Raw genomic sequence first — 22,625 nt, 5'->3', positions numbered from 1 at the left:
GCACACGGATGGCCGGCCGTATACTCAGCGGTTTTCGCCCGCCATGCGAGGCCGCTGTGGACAAGATCCTCATCCGTGGGGCACGTACCCACAACCTGAAGAACATCGACCTGACTCTGCCCCGCGACAAGCTGATCGTGATCACTGGCCTGTCCGGCTCCGGCAAGTCTTCCCTGGCCTTCGACACGCTCTATGCCGAGGGCCAGCGCCGCTACGTGGAATCCCTGTCGGCCTATGCCCGGCAGTTCCTCTCGATGATGGAAAAGCCTGACGTCGACACCATCGAAGGTCTGTCGCCGGCCATTTCCATCGAGCAGAAATCCACTTCGCACAACCCGCGCTCCACCGTGGGCACCATCACCGAGATCTACGACTACCTGCGCCTGCTCTATGCGCGCGTCGGTATTCCGCGCTGCCCGGACCACGACATCCCGCTGGAGGCGCAGACCGTCAGCCAGATGGTCGACCAGGTGCTGGCGCTGCCCGAAGGCCGCAAGCTGATGCTGCTGGCCCCGGTGATCCGTGAGCGCAAGGGCGAGCACCTGGCGGTGTTCGAGGAAATGCGCGCCCAGGGCTTCGTCCGCGCCCGCGTCAACGGCAAGCTCTACGAGCTGGACGAGCTGCCCAAGCTGGACAAGAAGCTCAAGCACTCCATCGACGTGGTGGTGGACCGCTTCAAGGTGCGCGGCGACCTGCAGCAGCGCCTGGCGGAATCCTTCGAGACGGCGATCAACCTGGCCGACGGCATCGCCCTGGTTGCGCCCATGGATGATGAAGAAGGTGAGGAAATCATCTTCTCCGCCCGCTTCGCCTGCCCGATCTGCGGCCACTCGATCAGCGAGCTGGAACCCAAGCTGTTCTCCTTCAACAACCCGGCCGGCGCCTGCCCGACCTGCGACGGCCTAGGCGTGAAGCAGTTCTTCGACGCGCGCCGGGTAGTCAATGGCGAACTGACCCTGGCCGAAGGCGCGATCCGCGGCTGGGACCGGCGCAACGTCTACTACTTCCAGATGCTCGGCTCCCTGGCCGGGCACTTCGGCTTCAGCCTGGAAGAGCCCTTCCAGGACCTCGACCCGGAGCACCAGAAGTTCATCCTCAACGGCTCGGGGCGCGAGAACGTCGAATTCCGCTACCTCAACGACCGCGGCGACATCGTCAAACGCGCGCACCCGTTCGAAGGCATCCTGCCCAACCTGGAGCGCCGCTACCGCGAGACCGAGTCGGCCACCGTGCGCGAGGAACTGGCCAAGTTCCTCAGCACCCAGCCCTGCCCGGACTGCCACGGCACCCGCCTGCGCCGCGAGGCGCGCCACGTGTGGGTGGGCGACAAGACGCTGCCGGCGATCACCTCGATGCCGGTGGGCACCGCCTGTGAATACGCCGAGAGCCTGACCCTGACCGGCCGCCGTGGCGAGATCGCCTCGAAGATCCTCAAGGAGATTCGCGAGCGCCTGCAGTTCCTGGTCAACGTCGGCCTCGACTACCTGACCCTGGATCGCAGCGCCGACACCCTGTCCGGCGGCGAGGCCCAGCGCATCCGCCTGGCCAGCCAGATCGGCGCGGGCCTGGTGGGCGTCATGTACATCCTCGACGAACCCTCCATCGGCCTGCATCAGCGCGACAACGAACGCCTGCTGGGCACCCTCACCCACCTACGCAACCTGGGCAACACGGTGATCGTGGTCGAGCATGACGAGGACGCGATTCGCCTGGCCGACTACGTGGTGGACATCGGCCCCGGCGCCGGCGTGCACGGTGGGCAGATCGTTGCAGAGGGGACACCGCAGGAGGTCATGGATCACCCGGACTCGGTCACCGGCAAATACCTGTCCGGCCGCACCAAGATCCTGGTTCCGGCCGAGCGCACACCGCGCAACAAGAAGCAGTTGCTCAAGCTCAAGGGCGCGCGCGGCAACAACCTGCAGAACGTCAACCTGGAAATCCCGGTCGGCCTGTTCACCTGCGTTACCGGGGTGTCCGGCTCCGGCAAGTCGACGCTGATCAACAACACCCTGTTCCCGATCACCGCCACCGCGCTCAACGGCGCCACCAGCCTGGAGGTCGCGCCGCACGACTCCTTCGACGGCCTGCAGCACCTGGACAAGGTGGTGGACATCGACCAGAGCCCGATCGGTCGCACGCCACGCTCCAACCCCGCGACCTACACCGGCCTGTTCACACCGATCCGCGAGCTGTTCGCTGGCGTACCGGAAGCCCGTTCGCGCGGCTACGGCCCGGGGCGCTTCTCCTTCAACGTGAAGGGCGGCCGCTGCGAAGCCTGCCAGGGCGACGGCGTGATCAAGGTGGAGATGCACTTCCTGCCGGACATCTACGTCCCCTGCGACGTCTGCAAGGGCAAGCGCTACAACCGCGAGACCCTGGAAGTCCGCTACAAGGGCAAGAGCATCACCGAGGTGCTGGACATGACCATCGAGGACGCGCGCGAGTTCTTCGACGCCGTCCCGGCCATCGCCCGCAAGCTGCAGACGCTGATGGACGTCGGCCTGTCGTACATCAAGCTGGGCCAGAGCGCGACCACGCTGTCCGGCGGTGAGGCGCAGCGGGTGAAGCTGTCCCGCGAGCTGTCCAAGCGCGATACCGGCAAGACCCTGTACATCCTCGACGAGCCGACCACCGGCCTGCACTTCGCGGATATCCAGCAGTTGCTCGACGTGCTGCACCGCCTGCGCGACCACGGCAACACCGTGGTGGTGATCGAGCACAACCTGGACGTGATCAAGACCGCCGACTGGCTGGTCGACCTCGGCCCGGAGGGCGGCTCCAAGGGCGGCCAGATCATCGCCGTTGGCACGCCGGAGCAGGTCGCGGACATGGAGGCGTCGCACACCGGACGCTTCCTCAAACCGCTGCTGGAGCGCGATCGGGCCTGATCCGCGCCGGCATGAAAAAGCCCCTGCTGCCAATCGGCGCAGGGGCTTTTTTCTGCTCTTCGTAGGAGCGAGCTTGCTCGCGAACCGCCCAACAACGGAGTCGCCGGGAAGCTCTGTTCGCGAGCAAGCTCGCTCCTACAAAAGCGTGCTCCGCGCGCAAATAAAAAAGCCCCCGGAGCCTGAGCGCCGGGGGCTTTTGTCGAACCGAAGCTGCGGATCAGATCTGCGACTGCAGGTAATTTTCCAGCCCCATTTTCTGGATCAGCCCAAGCTGCTGCTCCAGCCAGTAGGCGTGGTCTTCCTCGGTGTCGGTCAGCTGCACGCGGAGGATGTCGCGGGTAACGAAGTCCTTGTGCTTCTCGCACAGGGCGATGCCCTTGGCCAGGGCGGCGCGCACATGGCGCTCCAGTTTGAGGTCAGCTTCGAGCATCTCCGGTACGGTCTTGCCTGGGTGGATGTCGTCCGGACGCATGCGCGGCGTGCCTTCGAGCAGCAGGATGCGGCGCAGCAAGGCATCGGCGTGCTGGGTTTCCTCTTCCATCTCGTGGTTGAGGCGTTCGTAGAGCTTGGTGAAGCCCCAGTCCTCGTACATGCGCGAGTGGATGAAGTACTGGTCGCGAGCGGCCAGCTCACCGGTCAGCAGCGTGTTCAGATAGTCGATAACCTCGGCGTGGCCTTGCATCAGCCTTCTCCCTGGAACGTGACAGCAAATTAAACGGCGCTATGGTCCGGCTGGGGATGACCGGGGTCAAGCCCGTAATTGGCCGGAAACAAAGCCGCCCTCCGAAGAGGGCGGCGTGTTCCGATGCCTGAGCTTAGTCCAGCTTCAGACCGAGCGCCTTGGCGACACCTTCGCCGTAGGCCGGGTCGATCTTGAAGAACAGCGCGAGCTGACGACGCTGGATGGCTTCCGGCACGCCTGCCATGTCACCGGCGATGTTGGCGTACAGCCGCTGCCGCTGAGCCTCGTCGAACAGGCGGAACAGCGCGGCCGGCTGGCTGTAGTAATCGTCATCGACGCGGTGGTTCCAGTGATCGGCGGTGCCTTCCAGGGTCAGCGGCGGTTCGGAGTAGTCCGGCTGCTCCTGCCACTGGCTGAAGCTATTCGGCTCGTAGGTGACGGTCATGTCACCATTGTTGCCGTCCACCCGCATGGCGCCGTCGCGGTGGTAGATGCGCGGATTGTTGCGCGCGGCGTTAACCGGGATCTGGTGGTGGTTCACGCCCAGACGGTAGCGGTGCGCATCGCCGTAGGAGAACAGGCGCCCCTGGAGCATCTTGTCCGGCGAGAAGCCGATCCCGGGGACGATATTCGCCGGGCTGAACGCGGACTGCTCGACCTCGGCGAAGTAGTTCGCCGGGTTGCGATTCAGCTCGAAGTAGCCCACCTCGATGAGCGGATAATCACCATGCGGCCAGACCTTGGTCAGGTCAAACGGGTTGTAGCGGTAGGTCGCCGCTTCCTTCTCCGGCATCACCTGCACGTACATGGTCCAGCGCGGGAAGTCACCACGCTCGATGGCGTCGTACAGGTCACGCTGCGAGCTCTCGCGGTCGGCCCCGACCAGCTTCGCCGCTTCCTCGTTGCTCAGGTTCTCGATGCCCTGCTGGGTCTTGAAGTGGAACTTCACCCAGAAGCGCTCGTTGCTGGCGTTGATGAAGCTGAAGGTGTGGCTGCCGAAGCCGTGAACGTGACGGTAGCTGCGCGGCAAGCCGCGGTCGCTGAAGTCGATGGTCAGTTGGTGCAGTGCTTCAGGCAGATGCGAGAAGAAGTCCCACTTCATGGTGGCGTTGCGCAGGTTGGTGCGCGGGTCACGCTTCACCACGTGGTTCAGATCAGGGAATTTCAGCGGGTCGCGGAAGTAGAAGACCGGGGTGTTGTTGCCCACCAGGTCCCAGTTGCCTTCCTCGGTGTAGAACTTCAGGGCGAAGCCACGGATATCCCGCTCGGCATCCGCCGCGCCGCGCTCGCCGGCCACGGTGGAGAAGCGCAGGAACAGCGGAGTCTGCTTGCCGACCTGGGAGAACAGCTTGGCACGAGTGAAGCGAGTGATGTCGTGGGTGACGGTGAAGGTGCCATAGGCGGCCGAGCCTTTGGCGTGCATGCGGCGCTCAGGGATCACTTCGCGGTCGAAGTGCGCCAGTTTCTCCAGGAACCAGACGTCCTGCAGCAGCATCGGACCCCGCGGGCCGGCGGTCTGGACGTTCTGGTTATCGGCGACCGGCGCTCCGGCAGCGGTCGTCAGGCGGGTTTTGTCGCTCATCGTTACTCTCCTAAACGGCGGTCTGTGCGGCAGCCAATGCGTCACCGGAAGGGTGAGCGCTGCCCGACATCCCGATCGGACAATTAAGCGCCTCCACCGGCGTTGCGGCTGTTGATCCAGCTCAGCTAGCGGTGGAAGTCGGCGAAGTCAGGATCGTCGAGGAGAGGGGTAATGAGCCAATTTATTGATTCGAGCCCGTCGATAGAGAAATACTTTTCGATAGGCGATAAAAAACCGGGCACAAGGCCCGGTTTCTTATAAGTAAGGCGTAAACCTTACTCTGCAGCTTCTACTGCTTGGCCGCCAACAGCACGGTCAATCAGTTCGACGTATGCCATGGGGGCATTGTCGCCAGCGCGGAAGCCGCACTTCAGGATGCGCAGGTAGCCGCCCGGACGGTTGGCGTAGCGCTTGCCCAGTTCGTTGAACAGCTTGCCTACGGCTTCTTTCGAACGGGTGCGATCGAAAGCGAGACGACGGTTGGCAACGCTATCCACTTTAGCCAGGGTGATCAGCGGCTCGGCAACGCGACGCAGTTCCTTGGCCTTGGGCAGGGTGGTTTTGATCAGTTCGTGTTCGAAGAGCGACACAGCCATGTTCTGGAACATAGCCTTGCGGTGCGCGCTGGTGCGGCTCAGGTGACGACCACTTTTACGATGGCGCATGGTTCAATTCCTTTCCAAACTTTACGTTCGGTAGCTACGACGATCAGGCAGTAGCCTTGTCGTCTTTCTTGAGACTTGCCGGCGGCCAGTTGTCGAGGCGCATACCGAGGGACAGACCGCGAGAGGCCAGAACGTCCTTGATTTCGGTCAGGGACTTCTTGCCCAGGTTCGGCGTTTTGAGCAGCTCTACTTCGGTGCGCTGAATCAGGTCACCGATGTAGTAGATGTTCTCTGCCTTCAGGCAGTTAGCCGAACGGACGGTCAGCTCCAGGTCATCGACCGGACGCAGCAGGATCGGATCGATCTCGTCTTCCTGCTCTTCAACGACGGGCTCGCTGTCGCCTTTGAGGTCCACGAACGCTGCCAGCTGCTGTTGCAGGATGGTAGCGGCGCGACGGATAGCCTCTTCAGGGTCCAGGGTGCCGTTGGTTTCCAGATCGAGGACCAGCTTGTCCAGGTTGGTACGCTGTTCGACACGGGCGTTCTCGACCACGTAGGCAACACGACGTACGGGGCTGAACGAGGCGTCGAGCTGCAGACGGCCGATGCTACGGCTTTCGTCTTCATCGCTCGAACGGGCATCAGCCGGCTCGTAGCCACGGCCACGAGCGACTTTCAGCTTCATGTTCAGCGCGCCGTTATCGGCCAGGTGGGCGATAACATGGTCACCGTTGACGATCTCGACATCATGATCCAGCTGAATATCGGCAGCGGTCACCACACCCGAGCCCTTTTTCGCCAGGGTCAGCGTCACTTCGTCACGGCCGTGCAGCTTGATGGCCAGGCCTTTCAGGTTGAGCAGGATCTCGATGACATCTTCCTGCACACCTTCGATGGCGGAGTACTCATGGAGTACGCCGTCGATCTCGGCCTCGACCACTGCACAGCCAGGCATGGAGGACAACAGGATGCGACGCAGCGCGTTGCCCAGGGTATGGCCGAAACCACGCTCGAGGGGCTCGAGGGTGATCTTGGCGCGGGTTTGGCTGACCACCTGCACATCGATGTGGCGGGGGGTCAGGAACTCATTTACCGAACTCTGCATGGATGCACCTATTTTCTAGCCCTTACTTGGAGTAGAGCTCGACAATCAGGTTTTCGTTGATGTCGGCGGACAGATCGGCACGAGCCGGGACACTCTTGAAGGTGCCGGACTTCTTGTCGCTATCCACTTCGACCCACTCAACGCGACCGCGCTGGGCGCACAGTTCCAGGGCTTGGGCGATACGCAGCTGGTTCTTCGACTTCTCGCGAACAGCAACGACGTCACCAGCCTTGACCTGGTAGGACGGGATGTTAACGGTCTGACCGTTCACGCTGATGGTCTTGTGGGACACCAGCTGACGGGATTCGGAACGAGTGGAACCGAAGCCCATACGGTAGACGACGTTGTCCAGACGGCACTCGAGCAGCTGCAGCAGGTTCTCACCAGTGGAGCCCTTGCGGCGGGACGCTTCCTGATAGTAGCCACGGAATTGACGTTCCAGAACGCCGTAGATGCGGCGGACTTTCTGCTTCTCGCGCAGCTGCAGACCGTAGTCGGACAGACGACCACGACGCTGACCATGCTGGCCAGGAACGTTTTCTGCCTTGCACTTCGAGTCGAGGGCACGAACGCCGCTCTTCAGGAACAGATCAGTGCCTTCGCGGCGAGACAGTTTGCACTTGGGACCAATGTAACGAGCCATTTCTCACTGTCTCCTATTACACGCGACGCTTTTTCGGCGGACGGCAGCCGTTGTGCGGGATCGGGGTTACGTCGGTGATGCTGGCGATCTTGTAACCGCAGGCATTCAGCGCACGTACAGCCGATTCGCGGCCCGGGCCCGGGCCCTTGACGTTGACGTCGAGGTTCTTCAGACCGTATTCCAGAGCAGCCTGGCCGGCACGCTCGGCCGCTACCTGGGCAGCGAACGGAGTGCTCTTACGCGAGCCGCGGAAACCCGAACCACCGGAGGTAGCCCAGGACAGGGCGTTGCCCTGACGGTCGGTGATGGTAACGATGGTGTTGTTGAAGGACGCGTGGATATGCGCGATCCCGTCAACCACCGTCTTTTTGACTTTCTTACGAGGACGAGCAGCAGGTTTTGCCATGACTAAATTCCTAAGCGATTACTTGCGGATCGGCTTACGCGGGCCCTTACGGGTACGCGCGTTGGTCTTGGTACGCTGACCGCGAACCGGCAGACCGCGACGATGACGCAGACCGCGGTAGCAACCGAGGTCCATCAGACGCTTGATGTTCATGTTGATTTCGCGACGCAGGTCACCTTCGGTGGTCAGCTTGGCCACCTCGGTACGCAGCGAATCAATCTGCTCTTCGCTCAGGTCCTTGATCTTTGCAGCCGGGCTGATGCCGGTGGCTGCACAGATGCTCTGTGCGGTAGTGCGACCGACACCATAGATGTAGGTCAGCGAGATAACAGTGTGCTTGTTATCCGGAATGTTTACGCCTGCAATACGGGCCATTCAGAAAAACTCCAATTGACAGCTACCCGGCGCCCAGGAAGCCAAGAAAGGGCGCGGATATTAGCGCTGTAAAAACAAATAATCAACCCGGCAGCACACTAGCTGCCGGGTTATAACGCGTGGTTCACACTCAGCCTTGGCGCTGCTTGTGACGCGGCTCCGCGCTGCAGATCACACGAACGACGCCTTCGCGACGGATGATCTTGCAGTTACGGCACAGCTTCTTTACCGATGCACGAACTTTCATCAGTGACTCCTCGAACCTTACGGGTCAGCGCAGCAGGCCGCTGCCATAGCCCTTCAGGTTGGCTTTCTTCATGAGGGATTCGTACTGGTGAGAAACGAGGTGCGATTGTACTTGGGCCATAAAGTCCATCACAACCACGACCACGATCAGCAACGAGGTCCCGCCAAGGTAGAACGGTACGTGGGCAGCTACGACCAGGAACTGGGGCAGCAGGCACACAGCCGTCATGTACAGGGCACCGAACATGGTCAAACGAGTCAACACGCCATCGATGTAGCGAGCCGATTGTTCGCCCGGACGAATACCCGGAATAAATGCACCGGACTTCTTGAGGTTTTCCGCCACGTCCTTCGGGTTGAACATCAGCGCTGTGTAGAAGAAGCAGAAGAAGACGATCCCTGCACTAAACAGCAGAATGTTCAGCGGCTGACCAGGCGCGATCGCTTGCGCGACGTCCTGCAGCCAACCCAGGCCTTCCGACTGGCCGAACCAGGCACCCAGGGATGCCGGGAACAGCAGGATGCTGCTGGCGAAGATCGCGGGGATTACACCCGCCATGTTCACTTTCAGCGGCAGATGGCTGGTCTGGGCGGCAAACACCTTGCGGCCTTGTTGGCGCTTGGCGTAATGCACGGCGATACGGCGCTGACCACGCTCGATGAATACAACGAACGCGATGATGGCCACGGCCAGCAGGCCGATGGCGATCAGGGCGAAGATGTTGATGTCACCTTGACGCGCAGACTCGAAGGACTGACCGATTGCTCGGGGCAGGCCTGCGACGATACCGGAGAAGATCAACATGGAGATGCCGTTGCCGACACCCCGCTCGGTGATCTGCTCACCCAGCCACATCATGAACAGTGCACCCGCCACGAAGGTGGTGACCGACACGAAGTAGAAGCCGAAGTCGTTGGAGAAGGCCACACCCTGGCTGCCCAGACCAACGGACATGCCGATGGCCTGGACGAGTGCCAGAGCGAGAGTTGCGTAGCGGGTGTACTGGCTGATCTTGCGACGCCCAGACTCACCCTCTTTCTTCAACTGCTCCAGCTGCGGGCTGATAGCGGTCATGAGCTGCATGATGATCGATGCCGAGATGTACGGCATGATCCCCAGTGCAAAGATACTCATGCGCTCCAGCGCGCCGCCGGAAAACATGTTGAAGAGGCTAAGAATGGTCCCCTCGTTCTGCCGGAACAGTGCCGCCAAGCGATCGGGGTTGATGCCCGGGACTGGGATGTGCGCGCCGATCCGATAGACGATGATCGCCAGGAACAGGAAACGCAGACGTGCCCAGAGCTCGGACAAACCACCACCGTTGCTCAGCGCAGAGAGAGCACCTTGCTTAGCCATTTAGTCCTCGATTTTGCCGCCAGCTGCTTCGATAGCCGCACGAGCGCCTTTGGTGGCGCCGATGCCTTTCAGGGTGACTGCGCGAGTAACTTCGCCGGACAGCATGACTTTCACACGCTGTACGTTCTGGTTAATCACGTTGGCATCCTTCAGGGCCTGCACGGTTACGACATCACCCTCGACCTTGGCCAGCTCGGAGGTACGCACTTCTGCGCGATCCAGGGCCTTCAGCGAGTTGAAGCCGAACTTCGGCAGACGACGGTGCAGCGGCTGCTGACCACCCTCGAAGCCCGGAGCGATGGAGCCACCGGAGCGGGAGGTCTGACCTTTGTGACCACGGCCACCGGTCTTGCCCAGACCGCTACCGATGCCACGGCCCGGACGGTGCTTTTCGCGACGGGCACCCGGCGCGGAACGCAGATCGTTCAGTTGCATGGATTAACCCTCCACACGCAGCAGGTAGTAGGCCTTGTTGATCATGCCGCGGTTTTCAGGAGTGTCCTGAACCTCAACGGTGTGACCAATGCGACGCAGGCCCAGGCCTTTGACGCAAGCCTTGTGATTGGCCAGACGGCCGTTCACGCTCTTGATCAGGGTAACTTTGACAGTTGCCATGGTTAGAGAATCTCCTCGACGCTCTTGCCACGCTTGGCCGCTACCGACTCAGGGGACTGCATGTTCTTCAGGCCCTTGAAGGTTGCGTAGACCACGTTCACCGGGTTGGTGGAGCCGTAGCACTTCGCCAGAACGTTCTGCACACCGGCCACTTCCAGGACAGCACGCATGGCGCCGCCGGCGATGATACCGGTACCTTCGGAAGCCGGCTGCATGTACACCTTGGAGGCGCCATGGGCGGACTTGGTCGGGTACTGCAGAGTGGTGCCGTTCAGATCAACCTGGATCATGTTGCGGCGAGCAGCTTCCATGGCTTTCTGGATGGCGGCCGGCACTTCACGCGCCTTGCCACGACCGAAGCCAACACGGCCCTTGCCATCGCCAACCACGGTCAGCGCGGTGAAGGCGAAGATACGGCCACCTTTAACGGTTTTGGCGACGCGGTTAACTTGAACCAGCTTCTCGATGTAGCCTTCGTCGCGCTTTTGATCGTTGTTTGCCATAACTTAGAACTCCAGACCGCCTTCGCGAGCGGCATCAGCCAGGGCCTTGATACGGCCGTGGTACTTGAAGCCAGAACGGTCGAACGCCACCTGAGTGACGCCGGCAGCCTTGGCGCGTTCGGCGACCAGTTGACCAACTTTCTTGGCTGCGTCGATGTTGCCGGTGGCACCTTCGCGCAGTTCCTTGTCCAGGGTCGAGGCGCTGGCCAGGACCTTGCCGCCATCGGCCGCAATGACCTGGGCGTAGATGTGCTGGGCGGAGCGGTACACACAGAGGCGTACGGCTTCCAGTTCGCGCATCTTCAGGCGTGCCTTGCGAGCGCGGCGCAGACGGGTTTCTTTCTTGACGCTCATTTGCTATGCCCTACTTCTTCTTGGCTTCTTTACGAAGGACGACTTCGTCGGCGTAACGCACGCCCTTGCCTTTGTACGGCTCCGGCGGACGGAAGTCGCGGATTTCCGCAGCTACCTGACCCACCAGCTGCTTGTCGATGCCCTTGATCAGGATATCGGTCTGGCTGGGGGTTTCCGCTACGATGCCGGCAGGCAGTTCGTAATCAACCGGGTGGGAGAAGCCGAGAGCCAGGGACAGCACTTGGCCTTTGGCCTGCGCCTTGTAACCAACGCCGACCAGCTGGAGCTTGCGCTCGAAGCCCTGGCTGACGCCGATCACCATGTTGTTGACCAGAGCGCGGGTGGTACCGGCCATGGCACGGGTCTGCTGGTCGCCGTTACGCGCAGCGAAACGCAGCTCACCGTTGTCCTGAATGACTTCGACGGACGGATGGACTTTCAGCTCGAGAGCGCCTTTGGCACCCTTGATCGAAAGCTCCTGGCCAGCCAGCTTGATTTCAACGCCGGCGGGCAGCTTGACGGGGTTCTTAGCAACGCGAGACATGCTGATTCCCCTTAGAACACAGTGCAGAGCACTTCGCCACCAACACCAGCGGCACGGGCAGCACGATCAGTCATCACACCCTTGTTGGTGGAGACGATCGACACACCCAGGCCACCGCGTACTTTCGGCAGCTGGTCTACGGATTTGTACTGGCGCAGGCCAGGACGGCTGATTCGCTTCACTTCTTCGATGACAGGCTTGCCTTCGAAGTACTTCAGCTCGATCGACAGCAGAGGCTTGGCCTCGGCGCTGACTTGGAAATCCGCAATATAACCTTCGTCCTTGAGGACTTTGGCGACTGCCGCTTTCAGCTTGGAAGACGGCATGCTCACGACGGTCTTCTCAGCCATCTGGGCATTACGGATGCGAGTTAGCATGTCTGCTAACGGGTCCTGCATACTCATGGGCTTAATGCTCCTGATACAAAAGATAAGCCTTCAACTTCTTTACTCGCCCTCAAAACACCAGGCGCACAAAAACCCTGGCTCGGGGGAGCCGGGTATTCTAGAGATCGCTCAAAAACGAATCAAGCCCCACGAGGGGGCTTGATTCGTTAAGCGATCAACGGAGCCGTTGCCGGCTCCGCTAACGACTTACCAGCTGGCTTTCACCAGACCCGGTACGTCGCCGCGCATTGCAGCTTCGCGCAGCTTGTTACGGCTCAGACCGAACTTGCGGTAGAAGCCGTGCGGACGACCGGTCAGACGGCAGCGGTTACGCAGGCGGCTGGCGCTCGCGTCACGGGGCTGCTTCTGCAGGGCGACCTGGGCATTCCAACGCTCTTCCGCGGAGGAGTTCGGATTAGCGATGATCGCTTTCAGCTCGGCACGCTTTTTGGCGTACTTGGCTACCGTTTGCTGACGCTTCAGCTCACGGTTCTTCATGCTCTCTTTAGCCATGGTCCTACTCCAATCAGTTGCGGAACGGGAAGTTGAAGGCGCGCAGCAGGGCACGACCTTCATCATCCGTACGAGCGGTGGTGGTCAGAGTGATATCCATACCGCGGAGGGCATCGATCTTGTCGTAATCGATTTCCGGGAAGATGATCTGCTCTTTGACGCCCATGCTGTAGTTGCCACGACCGTCGAAGGACTTGGCGTTCAGACCGCGGAAGTCACGTACGCGCGGCAGGGAGATCGACAGCAGACGGTCCAGGAACTCGTACATGCGGTCGCCACGCAGGGTGACTTTCACGCCAATCGGCCAGCCTTCACGGATCTTGAAGCCAGCGATGGACTTACGAGCGTAAGTCACGACCGGCTTTTGACCCGCGATCTTTTCCAGATCGGCTACGGCGCTCTCGATGACTTTCTTGTCACCAACAGCTTCGCCAAGACCCATGTTCAGGGTGATTTTGGTAACGCGCGGAACTTCCATCACGTTCGCCAGCTGAAGCTCTTGCTTCAGCTTGGGAGCGATTTCCTTCCGATAAATTTCTTTCAATCGTGCCATGGTGATCTACCTAGCTCCCTCAAGCCTGAACCGGTTTCTGGGTCGACTTGAAGACACGAATCTTCTTACCGTCTTCGACCTTGAAGCCAACGCGGTCAGCCTTGTTGGTTTCAGCGTTGAAGATGGCGACGTTGGAGACGTGCAGAGGCGCCTCCTTCTCGACGATCCCGCCTTGCTGGTTGAGCATGGGGTTGGGCTTGGTGTGGCGCTTGATCAGGTTCACACCGCCAACGACCAGACGGTCGTCAGCGAGAACTTTCAGCACCTTGCCACGCTTGCCCTTGTCCTTGCCGGCAATGACGATGACTTCGTCGTCACGACGAATTTTTTGCATGACGGCTACTCCTTACAGCACTTCAGGGGCAAGGGAGACGATCTTCATGAACTTCTCGGTACGAAGTTCACGAGTCACCGGCCCGAAGATACGGGTGCCGATCGGCTCCTGCTTGTTGTTCAGCAGGACGGCGGCGTTGCCGTCGAAGCGAATGATGGAACCGTCGGTACGACGTACGCCGTGCTTGGTGCGAACGACCACGGCAGTCATTACCTGGCCCTTCTTCACCTTGCCACGCGGAATCGCTTCCTTGACGGTGACCTTGATGATGTCGCCAATGCCGGCGTAACGACGGTGGGAACCGCCGAGTACCTTGATGCACATTACGCGACGCGCGCCGCTGTTGTCAGCGACATCGAGCATGGATTGAGTCTGAATCATCTTCTATCTCCGACCCTTAGACTTCAACCGCGCGCTCGACGATATCAACCAGGGTCCAGGCCTTGGTCTTGGCCAGCGGACGGGTCTCGCGGATGGTGACCAGGTCACCAACGCGGCACTGATTGGTTTCGTCGTGGGCGTGCAGTTTGGTCGAACGCTTCACGTATTTGCCGTAGATCGGGTGCTTTACGCGACGCTCGATCAGAACGGTAACGGTCTTGTCCATCTTGTCGCTGACGACGCGGCCAGTCAGCGTACGGACGGTGTTCTGAGCTTCAGCCATGATTACTTACCTGCTTGCTGGTTGAGCACAGTTTTAACGCGAGCGATGTCGCGCTTCACTTGCGAGAGCAGGTGAGACTGCCCCAACTGGCCAGTTGCTTTCTGCATGCGCAGATTGAACTGGTCGCGCAGCAGGCCGAGCAGTTGCTCGTTCAGCTGCTCAACGGATTTTTCACGAAGTTCATTCGCTTTCATCACATCACCGTCCGCTTAACAAAGGAGGTGGCGAGCGGCAGCTTTGCAGCAGCCAGGGCGAATGCCTCACGCGCCAGCTCTTCGGATACACCCTCGATCTCGTACAGGACCTTGCCCGGTTGAATCTGGGCTACCCAGTACTCGACGCCGCCCTTACCTTTACCCATACGTACTTCCAGGGGCTTCTTGGTAACAGGCTTGTCGGGGAATACGCGAATCCAGATCTTGCCGCCACGCTTAACGTGACGGGTCAGCGCACGACGTGCGGACTCGATCTGACGCGCGGTGAGACGGCCACGGCTGGTTGCCTTGAGGGCGAACTCGCCGAAGCTGACTTTGGAACCGCGATGAGCCAGGCCACGGTTGTGACCGGTCATTTGCTTGCGGAACTTCGTACGCTTAGGTTGCAGCATTTGCGTACTCCTTACTTAGCAGCTTTTTTACGAGGAGCGGGCGCTACAGGCTTCAGCTCTTCCTGGCGGCCACCAATGACCTCGCCTTTGAAGATCCAAACCTTCACACCGATCACACCGTAGGTGGTGTGCGCTTCGTAGGTTGCGTAGTCGATGTCGGCACGCAGGGTGTGCAGGGGCACACGACCTTCGCGATACCACTCGGTACGAGCGATTTCAGCGCCGCCCAGACGACCGCTTACCTGGATCTTGATGCCTTTGGCACCAATGCGCATGGCGTTCTGTACAGCGCGCTTCATGGCACGACGGAACATAACGCGACGCTCCAGCTGCTGAGCTACGCTCTGCGCAACCAGCATACCGTCGAGTTCCGGCTTGCGGATCTCTTCGATGTTGATGTGCACAGGCACACCCATTTGCTTGGTCAGGTCCTGACGCAGCTTCTCAACATCTTCACCTTTCTTGCCGATCACGATGCCGGGACGAGCGGTGTGGATGGTGATGCGTGCAGTTTGAGCCGGACGATGGATATCGATACGGCTTACGGACGCGCTTTTTAGTTTGTCTTGGAGATACTCACGTACCTTCAGGTCGGCGAACAGATAATCGGCGTAAGTGCGCTTATCTGCGTACCAAACGGAGGTGTGCTCCTTGACGATACCCAGGCGGATGCCATTGGGATGTACTTTCTGACCCATCTGATCGACTCCGTTACTTGTCCGCAACCTTGACAGTGATATGGCAAGACCGCTTGACGATGCGATCAGCACGGCCTTTGGCACGCGGCATGATGCGCTTGAGCGAACGACCTTCGTTGACGAAGACGGTGGAGACCTTCAGGTCATCCACATCGGCGCCTTCGTTGTGCTCGGCGTTGGCCACGGCCGACTCCAGCACTTTCTTCATGATCTCGGCGGCTTTCTTGTTGCTGAAAGCCAGGAGGTTGAGCGCATCGCCCACCTTCTTCCCGCGGATCTGGTCGGCGACCAAGCGGGCTTTCTGGGCGGAGATACGAGCGCCCGAGAGCTTAGCGGCTACTTCCATCTTCCTTACCCCTTAACGCTTGGCTTTCTTGTCCGCAGCGTGCCCACGATAAGTGCGGGTAGCAGCGAACTCGCCGAGTTTGTGACCGACCATGTCTTCGTTGACCAGGACCGGCACGTGTTGACGGCCGTTGTGGACAGCGATGGTCAGACCAACCATGTGCGGCAGGATCATCGAACGGCGCGACCAGGTCTTGATCGGCTTGCGGTCGTTCTTTTCCACCGCCACTTCGATCTTCTTCAGCAGGTGAAGATCGATAAAAGGACCTTTTTTCAGAGAACGTGGCACTGTCGTATCCCTCTATTTACTTGCGGCGACGGACGATCATGTTGTCGGTACGCTTGTTCGCGCGAGTCTTCTTACCCTTGGTCTGAAGACCCCACGGCGATACCGGATGACGACCAGCAGAGGTACGACCTTCACCACCACCATGCGGGTGGTCGACCGGGTTCATGGCAACACCACGAACGGTCGGGCGAACGCCACGCCAGCGCTTGGCACCAGCTTTACCCAGCGAACGCAGGCTGTGCTCGGAGTTCGAGACTTCACCCAGGGTCGCACGGCAGTCAGCCAGGACTTTGCGCATTTCGCCGGAACGCAGACGTACGGTTACGTATGCACCTTCACGGGCAACCAGCTGAGCCGAAGCGCCAGCGGAGCGAGCGATCTGAGCGCCTTTACCAGGCTTCAGTTCGATACCGTGGATGGTGCTACCCACCGGGATGTTGCGCAGCGGCATGTTGTTGCCGGCCTTGATCGGAGCGCCGATACCGGAGATCAGTTGATCACCAGCCACCACGCCTTTCGGAGCGATGATGTAGCGACGCTCGCCGTCCGCATATTTCAGCAGAGCGATGTGAGCAGTACGGTTCGGATCGTATTCAACGCGCTCAACGATGGCAGGGATGCCATCCTTGTTGCGGCGGAAGTCGACCAGACGATAGTGCTGCTTGTGGCCACCACCGATATGACGGGTGGTGATACGACCGTTGTTGTTACGGCCGCCCGACTTGGACTTCTTCTCGAGCAGGGGAGTGAACGGAGCACCTTTGTGCAGGTCCTGGTTCACTACCTTGACGACGAAACGACGACCAGCGGAAGTCGGTTTGCATTTAACGATTGCCATGATGCACCCCTTTACTCAGCGCCAGCTGCGAAATCGAGATCCTGGCCCGGCTGGAGAGCGATGTACGCTTTTTTCCAGTCGTTACGCTTGCCCAGGCCGCGAACGGTACGCTTGGTCTTGCCCTGAACGTTCAGGGTGGTGACGCGACGTACTTTCACGCCGAACAGGCTTTCTACGGCCTTCTTGATTTCCAGCTTGGTTGCATCAGTGGCAACCTTGAAAACGAATTGGCTGTTGCCGTCCGCCAGGCCAGTGGCCTTCTCGGAGATATGCGGGCCCAGCAGCACCTTGAATACGCGTTCCTGGTTCATGCCAGCAGCTCCTCGAACTTCTTCACGGCAGACACGGTGACCAGCACCTTGTCGTAGGCAATGAGGCTGACCGGATCGGAAGCCTGGACGTCACGTACATCGACGTGGGCCAGGTTGCGAGCTGCCAGGTACAGGTTCTCATCGACGCCTTCGGTGACGATCAGTACATCTTTCAGGCCCAGGCCTTCCAGCTTGCTGACCAGACCTTTGGTCTTCGGCGCATCGACAGCGAAGTCGGCAACGACAACCAGACGATCCAGACGAACCAGCTCAGAGAGGATGGAGCGCAGAGCAGCGCGGTACATCTTCTTGTTGAGCTTCTGGGAGTGATCCTGGGGCTTGGCTGCGAAGGTCGCGCCGCCGCCACGCCAGATGGGGCTGCGAATGGTGCCAGCACGAGCACGACCGGTGCCCTTCTGACGCCACGGCTTCTTGCCACCGCCGGAGACTTCGGAACGAGTCTTCTGAGCCTTGGTGCCCTGACGACCGCCAGCCATGTAGGCGACGACAGCCTGGTGAACCAGAGTCTCGTTGAATTCGCTGCCAAAGGTACGCTCGGAAACTTCGATCGCCTGAGCGCCATTTACATTCAGTTGCATCTCAGCTTCCTCTCTTAACCGCGAGCCTTGGCTGCCGGACGCACCAGCACATCACCACCGGTAGCGCCGGGAACGGCACCTTTGACCAGCAGCAGATTGCGCTCTGCATCGACACGTACGACTTCCAGGGATTGAACGGTTACACGCTCAGCACCCAGGTGGCCGGACATTTTCTTGCCCTTGAACACTCGACCAGGAGTCTGGCACTGGCCGATAGAACCCGGGACGCGGTGGGAAACGGAGTTACCGTGGGTGTTATCTTGACCACGGAAGTTCCAGCGCTTGATGGTACCGGCAAAGCCTTTACCCTTGGACTCGCCGGTAACGTCTACCAGCTGGCCAGCCTGGAACAGCTCGACGGTGATTGCATCACCGGCGTTGTAGGCTTCCTCGTCCAGACGGAATTCCCACACGCCGCGACCGGCGGCGACATTCGCCTTGGCGAAGTGACCGGCTTGCGCCTTGGTCACACGGGAAGCACGACGCTCACCGACAGTCACCTGGACCGCACGGTAGCCATCGCTCTCTTCGTTCTTGAACTGGGTGACGCGATTCGGCTCGACCTCAATGACCGTGACCGGAATGGAGACACCATCTTCGGTGAAAATGCGGGTCATGCCGCACTTACGACCGACAACACCAATTGTCATCTTTAGAACCTCTTTAGTGTACGGGGCTTTCACCCGCTATGGCCGCCCATTTCAGAGCGTTACACGACCAATGCCGAAGGCATTAGCCGAGGCTGATCTGTACTTCGACGCCAGCAGCAAGGTCGAGCTTCATCAGCGCGTCGACGGTTTTGTCGGTCGGCTGAACGATGTCGAGAACACGCTTGTGGGTACGAATTTCGTACTGGTCACGAGCGTCCTTGTTGACGTGCGGGGAAATCAGCACGGTGTAACGTTCCTTGCGGGTCGGCAGAGGAATCGGACCACGCACCTGAGCGCCAGTACGTTTCGCGGTTTCCACGATTTCCTGGGTAGATTGGTCGATCAGGCGATGGTCAAAAGCCTTCAACCGAATACGGATTTGTTGATTTTGCATTTGACCTCAGACTCCAAGTTGCCATTCCCAACGGACGGACTCCGCCCGTTAAAAGGAGGCGCAATTGTACGGATGCACCTTGGGGGTGTCAATATTTAACCAACTCAACGAAAAAGGGACCCCGAAGGGTCCCTTTTTCTGGAGCGGATCAGCGATTACTCGATGATCTTGGCAACCACGCCGGCGCCAACGGTACGGCCGCCTTCGCGGATCGCGAAGCGCAGGCCATCTTCCATGGCGATCGGAGCGATCAGGGTGACAACCATTTTCACGTTGTCGCCCGGCATTACCATCTCAACGCCTTCCGGCAGTTCGCAGTTGCCGGTTACGTCGGTGGTACGGAAGTAGAACTGCGGACGGTAGCCCTTGAAGAACGGGGTGTGACGACCACCTTCTTCCTTGGACAGCACGTACACTTCGCACTCGAACTTGGTGTGCGGCTTGATGGTGCCCGGCTTGGCCAGAACCTGGCCACGCTCTACGTCTTCACGCTTGGTGCCGCGCAGCAGGACGCCGACGTTCTCACCAGCACGACCTTCGTCGAGCAGCTTGCGGAACATTTCAACGCCGGTGCAGGTGGTCTTGGTGGTCGCCTTGATGCCGACGATTTCCACTTCTTCCTGAACCTTGACGATGCCACGCTCAACACGGCCAGTTACCACGGTGCCACGACCGGAGATCGAGAACACGTCTTCGATCGGCATCAGGAACGGCTGGTCGATTGCACGAACCGGCTCGGGGATGTAGGAGTCCAGGGTCTCTACCAGCTTGCGCACGGCGGAAACGCCCATCTCGTTGTCGTCCTGGCCGTTCAGAGCCATCAGAGCGGAACCCACGACGATCGGGGTGTCATCGCCCGGGAAGTCGTAGGTGTTCAGCAGGTCGCGAACTTCCATCTCGACCAGTTCCAGCAGCTCGGCGTCGTCAACCATGTCGGCCTTGTTCAGGAACACGACAATGTAAGGAACGCCTACCTGACGGGACAGCAGGATGTGCTCACGGGTCTGCGGCATGGGGCCGTCAGCAGCGGAGCAAACCAGGATCGCGCCGTCCATCTGGGCAGCACCGGTGATCATGTTCTTCACGTAGTCGGCGTGGCCCGGGCAGTCTACGTGCGCGTAGTGGCGAACGGGCGAGTCGTATTCAACGTGAGAGGTGTTGATGGTGATACCACGAGCCTTCTCTTCCGGCGCATTGTCGATCTGGTCGAAAGCGCGAGCGGAGCCGCCCCAGGTCTCGGAGCAGACCTTGGTCAGAGCAGCGGTCAGAGTGGTTTTACCGTGGTCAACGTGACCGATGGTGCCAACGTTGACGTGCGGTTTGTTACGTTCGAATTTTTCCTTAGCCACGACAGTAAACCTCGTACTTAAAGGGCTGAATCAAGCTTGTTTTTTAACGAGAGCTTCGACGATGTTCGACGGAGCCTCGGCGTACTTGGAGAATTCCATAGAGTAGCTTGCGCGACCCTGGGACATGGAACGCACGTCGGTTGCGTAACCGAACATTTCGCCCAGCGGAACCTCGGCACGAATCACCTTACCGGAGACCGAGTCTTCCATCCCCTGAATCAGACCACGACGACGGTTCAGGTCACCCATCACATCGCCCATGTAGTCCTCAGGAGTCACCACCTCTACCTTCATGATCGGCTCAAGCACCTTACCACCACCCTTCTGGGCCAGTTGCTTGGTCGCCATGGAAGCAGCGATCTTGAACGCCATCTCATTGGAGTCGACGTCGTGGTAGGAACCATCGAACACGGTAGCCTTCAGGCCGATGAGCGGATAGCCGGCAACAACGCCGTTCTTCATCTGCTCTTCGATACCCTTCTGGATCGCCGGGATGTATTCCTTCGGAACCACACCGCCCACGACTTCGTTGGTGAATACCAGACCTTCGGTGATGTTGCCCTTCTCGTCCACATCCGGAGTCGAGAAGCGGATCCAGCAGTGACCGAACTGGCCGCGACCGCCGGACTGGCGAACGAACTTGCCTTCGATCTCTACGTTGTCCTTGGAGATGGTTTCACGGTAGGAAACCTGCGGCTTGCCGATGTTGGCCTCGACGCCGAACTCGCGCTTCATGCGGTCGACGAGGATGTCCAGGTGCAGCTCACCCATACCGGAGATGATGGTCTGGCCGGTTTCTTCGTCGGTCTTGACGCGGAACGACGGGTCTTCCTGGGCCAGCTTGCCAAGGGCGATACCCATCTTCTCCTGGTCAGCCTTGGTCTTCGGCTCTACAGCTACCGAGATTACCGGCTCCGGGAAGTCCATACGCTCGAGGATGATCGGCTTCTCGATGTCGCACAGGGTGTCACCGGTGGTGACGTCCTTCATGCCGATCAGAGCCGCGATGTCGCCAGCGCGTACTTCTTTGATCTCGTCACGCTGGTTGGCGTGCATCTGCACCATACGACCAACGCGCTCTTTCTTGCCCTTGACGGAGTTGACGACCGACTGGCCGGACTCCAGAACGCCCGAGTAGACGCGAACGAAGGTCAGAGTACCTACGAACGGGTCGGTAGCGATCTTGAACGCCAGAGCGGAGAACGGAGCGTTGTCGTCAGCCGGACGCTCGTCGTGGATTTCGTTGTCATCAGTGCTGTCCGGGTGGACGCCCTGAATCGCCGGAATCTCGGTCGGAGCAGGCAGGAAGTCGATAACGGCGTCGAGAACCAGGGGCACGCCCTTGTTCTTGAAGGAGGAGCCGCAGACAGCCGGAACGATTTCGCAGGCGATAGTACGCTGACGCAGGCCGGCCTTGATGTCTTCGATCGACAGCTCGCCCTCTTCCAGGTACTTGTTCATCAGCTCTTCGTTGGCTTCGGCAGCAGCCTCGACCATGTTGTTGCGCCACTCGTTGGCCAGATCGACCAGCTCGGCAGGGATCTCTTCCTCACGGTAAGAGGTGCCCTTGTCGTCTTCGTTCCAGTAGATGGCCTTCATCTTCATCAGGTCGATCTGACCCTGGAAGTCATCTTCTGCACCGATGGCCAGCTGAACCGGAACCGGGGTGTGGCCCAGACGGTTCTTGATCTGACCGACGACGCGCAGGAAGTTGGCGCCAGCGCGGTCCATCTTGTTCACGTAAACGATACGCGGAACACCGTACTTGTTGGCCTGACGCCATACGGTTTCGGACTGCGGCTCAACGCCGGAGGTGCCGCAGAACACAACGACGGCGCCGTCCAGTACGCGCAGGGAGCGCTCAACTTCAATGGTGAAGTCTACGTGGCCGGGGGTGTCGATGACGTTTACGCGGTACTTGTCGTACTGGCCGCGCGAACCTTCCCAGAAGGTGGTGATCGCAGCGGAAGTAATGGTGATACCACGCTCCTGCTCCTGCACCATCCAGTCGGTGGTAGCAGCGCCGTCGTGTACCTCACCCATCTTGTGGCTGAGACCTGTGTAGAACAGGATCCGCTCGGTAGTGGTGGTCTTGCCCGCGTCAACGTGGGCGCAGATACCAATGTTCCGGTAGCGGTTGATTGCTGTATTACGAGCCATAAAGCCCTCGCAGAAGTATTGATGCCG

At 59.9% G+C, this 22,625-nt stretch carries 33 protein-coding genes; 1 reads left to right on the top strand and 32 read right to left on the bottom strand.

Translation table 11 applies throughout. The features are described from left to right. Nucleotides 1-56: 56 nt before the first annotated feature. The gene (gene uvrA, locus SD196_RS03175; RefSeq protein WP_275609990.1) at nt 57-2,891 is read left to right on the top strand and encodes an excinuclease ABC subunit UvrA; all 2,835 of its coding nucleotides are present in this window, start codon (nt 57-59) and stop codon (nt 2,889-2,891) included. A 217-nt stretch (nt 2,892-3,108) separates the two neighbouring features. Here uvrA and bfr read toward each other — a convergent pair whose 3' ends face one another. From bfr to fusA, 32 genes are all read right to left on the bottom strand, one after another. After that, a complete protein-coding gene (gene bfr, locus SD196_RS03170) occupies nt 3,109-3,573 on the bottom strand; it encodes a bacterioferritin (protein ID WP_015475340.1) in 465 nt (154 codons plus the stop codon). Nucleotides 3,574-3,706: 133 nt separating this feature from the next. Further along, nucleotides 3,707-5,155, bottom strand: a complete 1,449-nt coding sequence (gene katA / locus SD196_RS03165; RefSeq protein WP_343575486.1) for a catalase KatA — start codon at nt 5,153-5,155, stop codon at nt 3,707-3,709. Between the two features lie 275 nt (nt 5,156-5,430). After that, nucleotides 5,431-5,820, bottom strand: a complete 390-nt coding sequence (rplQ, locus tag SD196_RS03160) for a 50S ribosomal protein L17 (RefSeq protein ID WP_015475338.1) — start codon at nt 5,818-5,820, stop codon at nt 5,431-5,433. Nucleotides 5,821-5,863: 43 nt separating this feature from the next. Continuing rightward, the gene (locus SD196_RS03155; protein ID WP_009617182.1) at nt 5,864-6,865 is read right to left on the bottom strand and encodes a DNA-directed RNA polymerase subunit alpha; all 1,002 of its coding nucleotides are present in this window, start codon (nt 6,863-6,865) and stop codon (nt 5,864-5,866) included. Nucleotides 6,866-6,887: 22 nt separating this feature from the next. Then, nucleotides 6,888-7,508, bottom strand: coding sequence for a 30S ribosomal protein S4 (rpsD, locus tag SD196_RS03150; RefSeq protein ID WP_275609988.1), 621 nt, complete (start codon nt 7,506-7,508; stop codon nt 6,888-6,890). 16 nt (nt 7,509-7,524) lie between these two features. Then, on the bottom strand, nt 7,525-7,914 hold the full coding sequence (gene rpsK, locus SD196_RS03145) for a 30S ribosomal protein S11 (protein ID WP_003093689.1): 390 nt from the start codon (nt 7,912-7,914) through the stop codon (nt 7,525-7,527). Nucleotides 7,915-7,932: 18 nt separating this feature from the next. After that, on the bottom strand, nt 7,933-8,289 hold the full coding sequence (gene rpsM, locus SD196_RS03140; protein ID WP_017521894.1) for a 30S ribosomal protein S13: 357 nt from the start codon (nt 8,287-8,289) through the stop codon (nt 7,933-7,935). A 130-nt stretch (nt 8,290-8,419) separates the two neighbouring features. Beyond that, the gene (rpmJ, locus tag SD196_RS03135; protein WP_002555468.1) at nt 8,420-8,536 is read right to left on the bottom strand and encodes a 50S ribosomal protein L36; all 117 of its coding nucleotides are present in this window, start codon (nt 8,534-8,536) and stop codon (nt 8,420-8,422) included. Nucleotides 8,537-8,560: 24 nt separating this feature from the next. Beyond that, nucleotides 8,561-9,892 (bottom strand): preprotein translocase subunit SecY, encoded by a 1,332-nt coding sequence (secY, locus tag SD196_RS03130; protein WP_207884734.1) that lies wholly within the window; start codon nt 9,890-9,892, stop codon nt 8,561-8,563. Continuing rightward, nucleotides 9,893-10,327: a 50S ribosomal protein L15 gene (gene rplO, locus SD196_RS03125; protein ID WP_152219918.1), complete on the bottom strand. Its 435-nt coding sequence runs from the start codon at nt 10,325-10,327 to the stop codon at nt 9,893-9,895. A gap of 3 nt (nt 10,328-10,330) precedes the next feature. Then, nucleotides 10,331-10,507, bottom strand: a complete 177-nt coding sequence (rpmD, locus tag SD196_RS03120; RefSeq protein ID WP_016490545.1) for a 50S ribosomal protein L30 — start codon at nt 10,505-10,507, stop codon at nt 10,331-10,333. Nucleotides 10,508-10,509: 2 nt separating this feature from the next. Then, entirely contained in the window at nt 10,510-11,010 is a 501-nt protein-coding gene (gene rpsE / locus SD196_RS03115; RefSeq protein WP_009617173.1) for a 30S ribosomal protein S5, read from the bottom strand. 3 nt (nt 11,011-11,013) lie between these two features. Beyond that, a complete protein-coding gene (gene rplR, locus SD196_RS03110; RefSeq protein ID WP_152219916.1) occupies nt 11,014-11,364 on the bottom strand; it encodes a 50S ribosomal protein L18 in 351 nt (116 codons plus the stop codon). 10 nt (nt 11,365-11,374) lie between these two features. Next, complete coding sequence (gene rplF, locus SD196_RS03105; RefSeq protein WP_275609987.1) at nt 11,375-11,908, bottom strand: 50S ribosomal protein L6; 534 nt, start codon at nt 11,906-11,908, stop codon at nt 11,375-11,377. 11 nt (nt 11,909-11,919) lie between these two features. Beyond that, nucleotides 11,920-12,312, bottom strand: coding sequence for a 30S ribosomal protein S8 (gene rpsH / locus SD196_RS03100; protein WP_084313379.1), 393 nt, complete (start codon nt 12,310-12,312; stop codon nt 11,920-11,922). Nucleotides 12,313-12,501: 189 nt separating this feature from the next. Then, nucleotides 12,502-12,807: a 30S ribosomal protein S14 gene (rpsN, locus tag SD196_RS03095; RefSeq protein ID WP_152219911.1), complete on the bottom strand. Its 306-nt coding sequence runs from the start codon at nt 12,805-12,807 to the stop codon at nt 12,502-12,504. Nucleotides 12,808-12,820: 13 nt separating this feature from the next. Beyond that, entirely contained in the window at nt 12,821-13,360 is a 540-nt protein-coding gene (gene rplE, locus SD196_RS03090) for a 50S ribosomal protein L5 (RefSeq protein ID WP_275609986.1), read from the bottom strand. 19 nt (nt 13,361-13,379) lie between these two features. Continuing rightward, complete coding sequence (gene rplX, locus SD196_RS03085; protein WP_015475328.1) at nt 13,380-13,694, bottom strand: 50S ribosomal protein L24; 315 nt, start codon at nt 13,692-13,694, stop codon at nt 13,380-13,382. 12 nt (nt 13,695-13,706) lie between these two features. Then, nucleotides 13,707-14,075, bottom strand: a complete 369-nt coding sequence (gene rplN, locus SD196_RS03080; RefSeq protein ID WP_003093714.1) for a 50S ribosomal protein L14 — start codon at nt 14,073-14,075, stop codon at nt 13,707-13,709. A gap of 16 nt (nt 14,076-14,091) precedes the next feature. After that, a complete protein-coding gene (rpsQ, locus tag SD196_RS03075; RefSeq protein WP_152219907.1) occupies nt 14,092-14,358 on the bottom strand; it encodes a 30S ribosomal protein S17 in 267 nt (88 codons plus the stop codon). Between the two features lie 2 nt (nt 14,359-14,360). Then, nucleotides 14,361-14,552 carry a 50S ribosomal protein L29 gene (gene rpmC, locus SD196_RS03070; RefSeq protein WP_003093720.1) on the bottom strand — a complete coding sequence of 64 codons (192 nt, stop codon included), beginning with the start codon at nt 14,550-14,552 and terminating at the stop codon, nt 14,361-14,363. Next, nucleotides 14,552-14,965, bottom strand: coding sequence for a 50S ribosomal protein L16 (gene rplP / locus SD196_RS03065; RefSeq protein ID WP_009617163.1), 414 nt, complete (start codon nt 14,963-14,965; stop codon nt 14,552-14,554). Before rplP ends, rpmC begins: the two co-directional genes overlap by 1 nt. 11 nt (nt 14,966-14,976) lie before the next feature. After that, nucleotides 14,977-15,663 (bottom strand): 30S ribosomal protein S3, encoded by a 687-nt coding sequence (gene rpsC, locus SD196_RS03060; protein ID WP_015475326.1) that lies wholly within the window; start codon nt 15,661-15,663, stop codon nt 14,977-14,979. Nucleotides 15,664-15,676: 13 nt separating this feature from the next. Continuing rightward, nucleotides 15,677-16,009, bottom strand: coding sequence for a 50S ribosomal protein L22 (gene rplV, locus SD196_RS03055; protein WP_015475325.1), 333 nt, complete (start codon nt 16,007-16,009; stop codon nt 15,677-15,679). A gap of 12 nt (nt 16,010-16,021) precedes the next feature. Continuing rightward, entirely contained in the window at nt 16,022-16,297 is a 276-nt protein-coding gene (rpsS, locus tag SD196_RS03050; RefSeq protein ID WP_015475324.1) for a 30S ribosomal protein S19, read from the bottom strand. Between the two features lie 16 nt (nt 16,298-16,313). Then, nucleotides 16,314-17,135 carry a 50S ribosomal protein L2 gene (rplB, locus tag SD196_RS03045; protein WP_416311046.1) on the bottom strand — a complete coding sequence of 274 codons (822 nt, stop codon included), beginning with the start codon at nt 17,133-17,135 and terminating at the stop codon, nt 16,314-16,316. Between the two features lie 11 nt (nt 17,136-17,146). Then, nucleotides 17,147-17,446 (bottom strand): 50S ribosomal protein L23, encoded by a 300-nt coding sequence (gene rplW / locus SD196_RS03040; protein ID WP_015475322.1) that lies wholly within the window; start codon nt 17,444-17,446, stop codon nt 17,147-17,149. Then, complete coding sequence (gene rplD / locus SD196_RS03035) at nt 17,443-18,045, bottom strand: 50S ribosomal protein L4 (protein ID WP_017521904.1); 603 nt, start codon at nt 18,043-18,045, stop codon at nt 17,443-17,445. The genes rplW and rplD overlap by 4 nt, the downstream gene beginning before the upstream one ends. A gap of 14 nt (nt 18,046-18,059) precedes the next feature. Next, nucleotides 18,060-18,695, bottom strand: coding sequence for a 50S ribosomal protein L3 (rplC, locus tag SD196_RS03030; RefSeq protein ID WP_275609985.1), 636 nt, complete (start codon nt 18,693-18,695; stop codon nt 18,060-18,062). 82 nt (nt 18,696-18,777) lie between these two features. Next, nucleotides 18,778-19,089 carry a 30S ribosomal protein S10 gene (gene rpsJ / locus SD196_RS03025; protein WP_003243886.1) on the bottom strand — a complete coding sequence of 104 codons (312 nt, stop codon included), beginning with the start codon at nt 19,087-19,089 and terminating at the stop codon, nt 18,778-18,780. Nucleotides 19,090-19,244: 155 nt separating this feature from the next. Continuing rightward, nucleotides 19,245-20,438, bottom strand: a complete 1,194-nt coding sequence (gene tuf / locus SD196_RS03020) for an elongation factor Tu (protein ID WP_152219891.1) — start codon at nt 20,436-20,438, stop codon at nt 19,245-19,247. A 30-nt stretch (nt 20,439-20,468) separates the two neighbouring features. After that, on the bottom strand, nt 20,469-22,598 hold the full coding sequence (fusA, locus tag SD196_RS03015; RefSeq protein ID WP_275609984.1) for an elongation factor G: 2,130 nt from the start codon (nt 22,596-22,598) through the stop codon (nt 20,469-20,471). Nucleotides 22,599-22,625: the final 27 nt, after the last annotated feature.

It is taken from the genome of Pseudomonas macauensis (assembly GCF_047902425.1).
In the GTDB taxonomy this organism is placed as follows: Bacteria; Pseudomonadota; Gammaproteobacteria; order Pseudomonadales; family Pseudomonadaceae; genus Pseudomonas.
Note: the sequence above shows the minus strand (reverse complement) of the source record. Positions and strands in the feature narration are given on the sequence as shown.

Excerpts from the sequence above, each read along its gene's own strand:
- rpsE (WP_009617173.1), bottom strand. The coding sequence starts at position 11,010 with ATGGCAAACAACGATCAAAAGCGCGACGAAGGCTACATCGAGAAGCTG.
- fusA (WP_275609984.1), bottom strand. The coding sequence starts at position 22,598 with ATGGCTCGTAATACAGCAATCAACCGCTACCGGAACATTGGTATCTGC.
- rplR (WP_152219916.1), bottom strand. The coding sequence starts at position 11,364 with ATGAGCGTCAAGAAAGAAACCCGTCTGCGCCGCGCTCGCAAGGCACGC.
- rplE (WP_275609986.1), bottom strand. The coding sequence starts at position 13,360 with ATGGCACGATTGAAAGAAATTTATCGGAAGGAAATCGCTCCCAAGCTG.
- rplF (WP_275609987.1), bottom strand. The coding sequence starts at position 11,908 with ATGTCTCGCGTTGCTAAGAACCCCGTCAAGCTGCCCGCCGGCGTTGAA.
- rpsD (WP_275609988.1), bottom strand. The coding sequence starts at position 7,508 with ATGGCTCGTTACATTGGTCCCAAGTGCAAACTGTCTCGCCGCGAAGGC.
- rpsJ (WP_003243886.1), bottom strand. The coding sequence starts at position 19,089 with ATGCAAAATCAACAAATCCGTATTCGGTTGAAGGCTTTTGACCATCGC.
- rpsH (WP_084313379.1), bottom strand. The coding sequence starts at position 12,312 with ATGAGTATGCAGGACCCGTTAGCAGACATGCTAACTCGCATCCGTAAT.
- rpsQ (WP_152219907.1), bottom strand. The coding sequence starts at position 14,358 with ATGGCTGAAGCTCAGAACACCGTCCGTACGCTGACTGGCCGCGTCGTC.
- rpsC (WP_015475326.1), bottom strand. The coding sequence starts at position 15,663 with ATGGGTCAGAAAGTACATCCCAATGGCATCCGCCTGGGTATCGTCAAG.
- rplW (WP_015475322.1), bottom strand. The coding sequence starts at position 17,446 with ATGAACCAGGAACGCGTATTCAAGGTGCTGCTGGGCCCGCATATCTCC.
- rplX (WP_015475328.1), bottom strand. The coding sequence starts at position 13,694 with ATGCAAAAAATTCGTCGTGACGACGAAGTCATCGTCATTGCCGGCAAG.
- bfr (WP_015475340.1), bottom strand. The coding sequence starts at position 3,573 with ATGCAAGGCCACGCCGAGGTTATCGACTATCTGAACACGCTGCTGACC.
- rpmJ (WP_002555468.1), bottom strand. The coding sequence starts at position 8,536 with ATGAAAGTTCGTGCATCGGTAAAGAAGCTGTGCCGTAACTGCAAGATC.
- rplO (WP_152219918.1), bottom strand. The coding sequence starts at position 10,327 with ATGCAACTGAACGATCTGCGTTCCGCGCCGGGTGCCCGTCGCGAAAAG.
- SD196_RS03155 (WP_009617182.1), bottom strand. The coding sequence starts at position 6,865 with ATGCAGAGTTCGGTAAATGAGTTCCTGACCCCCCGCCACATCGATGTG.
- rpsN (WP_152219911.1), bottom strand. The coding sequence starts at position 12,807 with ATGGCTAAAGAGAGCATGAAGAACCGTGAGCTGAAGCGTCAGCAAACG.
- rplC (WP_275609985.1), bottom strand. The coding sequence starts at position 18,695 with ATGACAATTGGTGTTGTCGGTCGTAAGTGCGGCATGACCCGCATTTTC.
- katA (WP_343575486.1), bottom strand. The coding sequence starts at position 5,155 with ATGAGCGACAAAACCCGCCTGACGACCGCTGCCGGAGCGCCGGTCGCC.
- rplN (WP_003093714.1), bottom strand. The coding sequence starts at position 14,075 with ATGATTCAGACTCAATCCATGCTCGATGTCGCTGACAACAGCGGCGCG.
- rplB (WP_416311046.1), bottom strand. The coding sequence starts at position 17,135 with ATGGCAATCGTTAAATGCAAACCGACTTCCGCTGGTCGTCGTTTCGTC.
- rpmC (WP_003093720.1), bottom strand. The coding sequence starts at position 14,552 with ATGAAAGCGAATGAACTTCGTGAAAAATCCGTTGAGCAGCTGAACGAG.
- rplV (WP_015475325.1), bottom strand. The coding sequence starts at position 16,009 with ATGGAAGTAGCCGCTAAGCTCTCGGGCGCTCGTATCTCCGCCCAGAAA.
- rplQ (WP_015475338.1), bottom strand. The coding sequence starts at position 5,820 with ATGCGCCATCGTAAAAGTGGTCGTCACCTGAGCCGCACCAGCGCGCAC.
- rpmD (WP_016490545.1), bottom strand. The coding sequence starts at position 10,507 with ATGGCAACTGTCAAAGTTACCCTGATCAAGAGCGTGAACGGCCGTCTG.
- rpsM (WP_017521894.1), bottom strand. The coding sequence starts at position 8,289 with ATGGCCCGTATTGCAGGCGTAAACATTCCGGATAACAAGCACACTGTT.
- rplD (WP_017521904.1), bottom strand. The coding sequence starts at position 18,045 with ATGCAACTGAATGTAAATGGCGCTCAGGCGATCGAAGTTTCCGAGCGT.
- rpsK (WP_003093689.1), bottom strand. The coding sequence starts at position 7,914 with ATGGCAAAACCTGCTGCTCGTCCTCGTAAGAAAGTCAAAAAGACGGTG.
- rplP (WP_009617163.1), bottom strand. The coding sequence starts at position 14,965 with ATGCTGCAACCTAAGCGTACGAAGTTCCGCAAGCAAATGACCGGTCAC.
- secY (WP_207884734.1), bottom strand. The coding sequence starts at position 9,892 with ATGGCTAAGCAAGGTGCTCTCTCTGCGCTGAGCAACGGTGGTGGTTTG.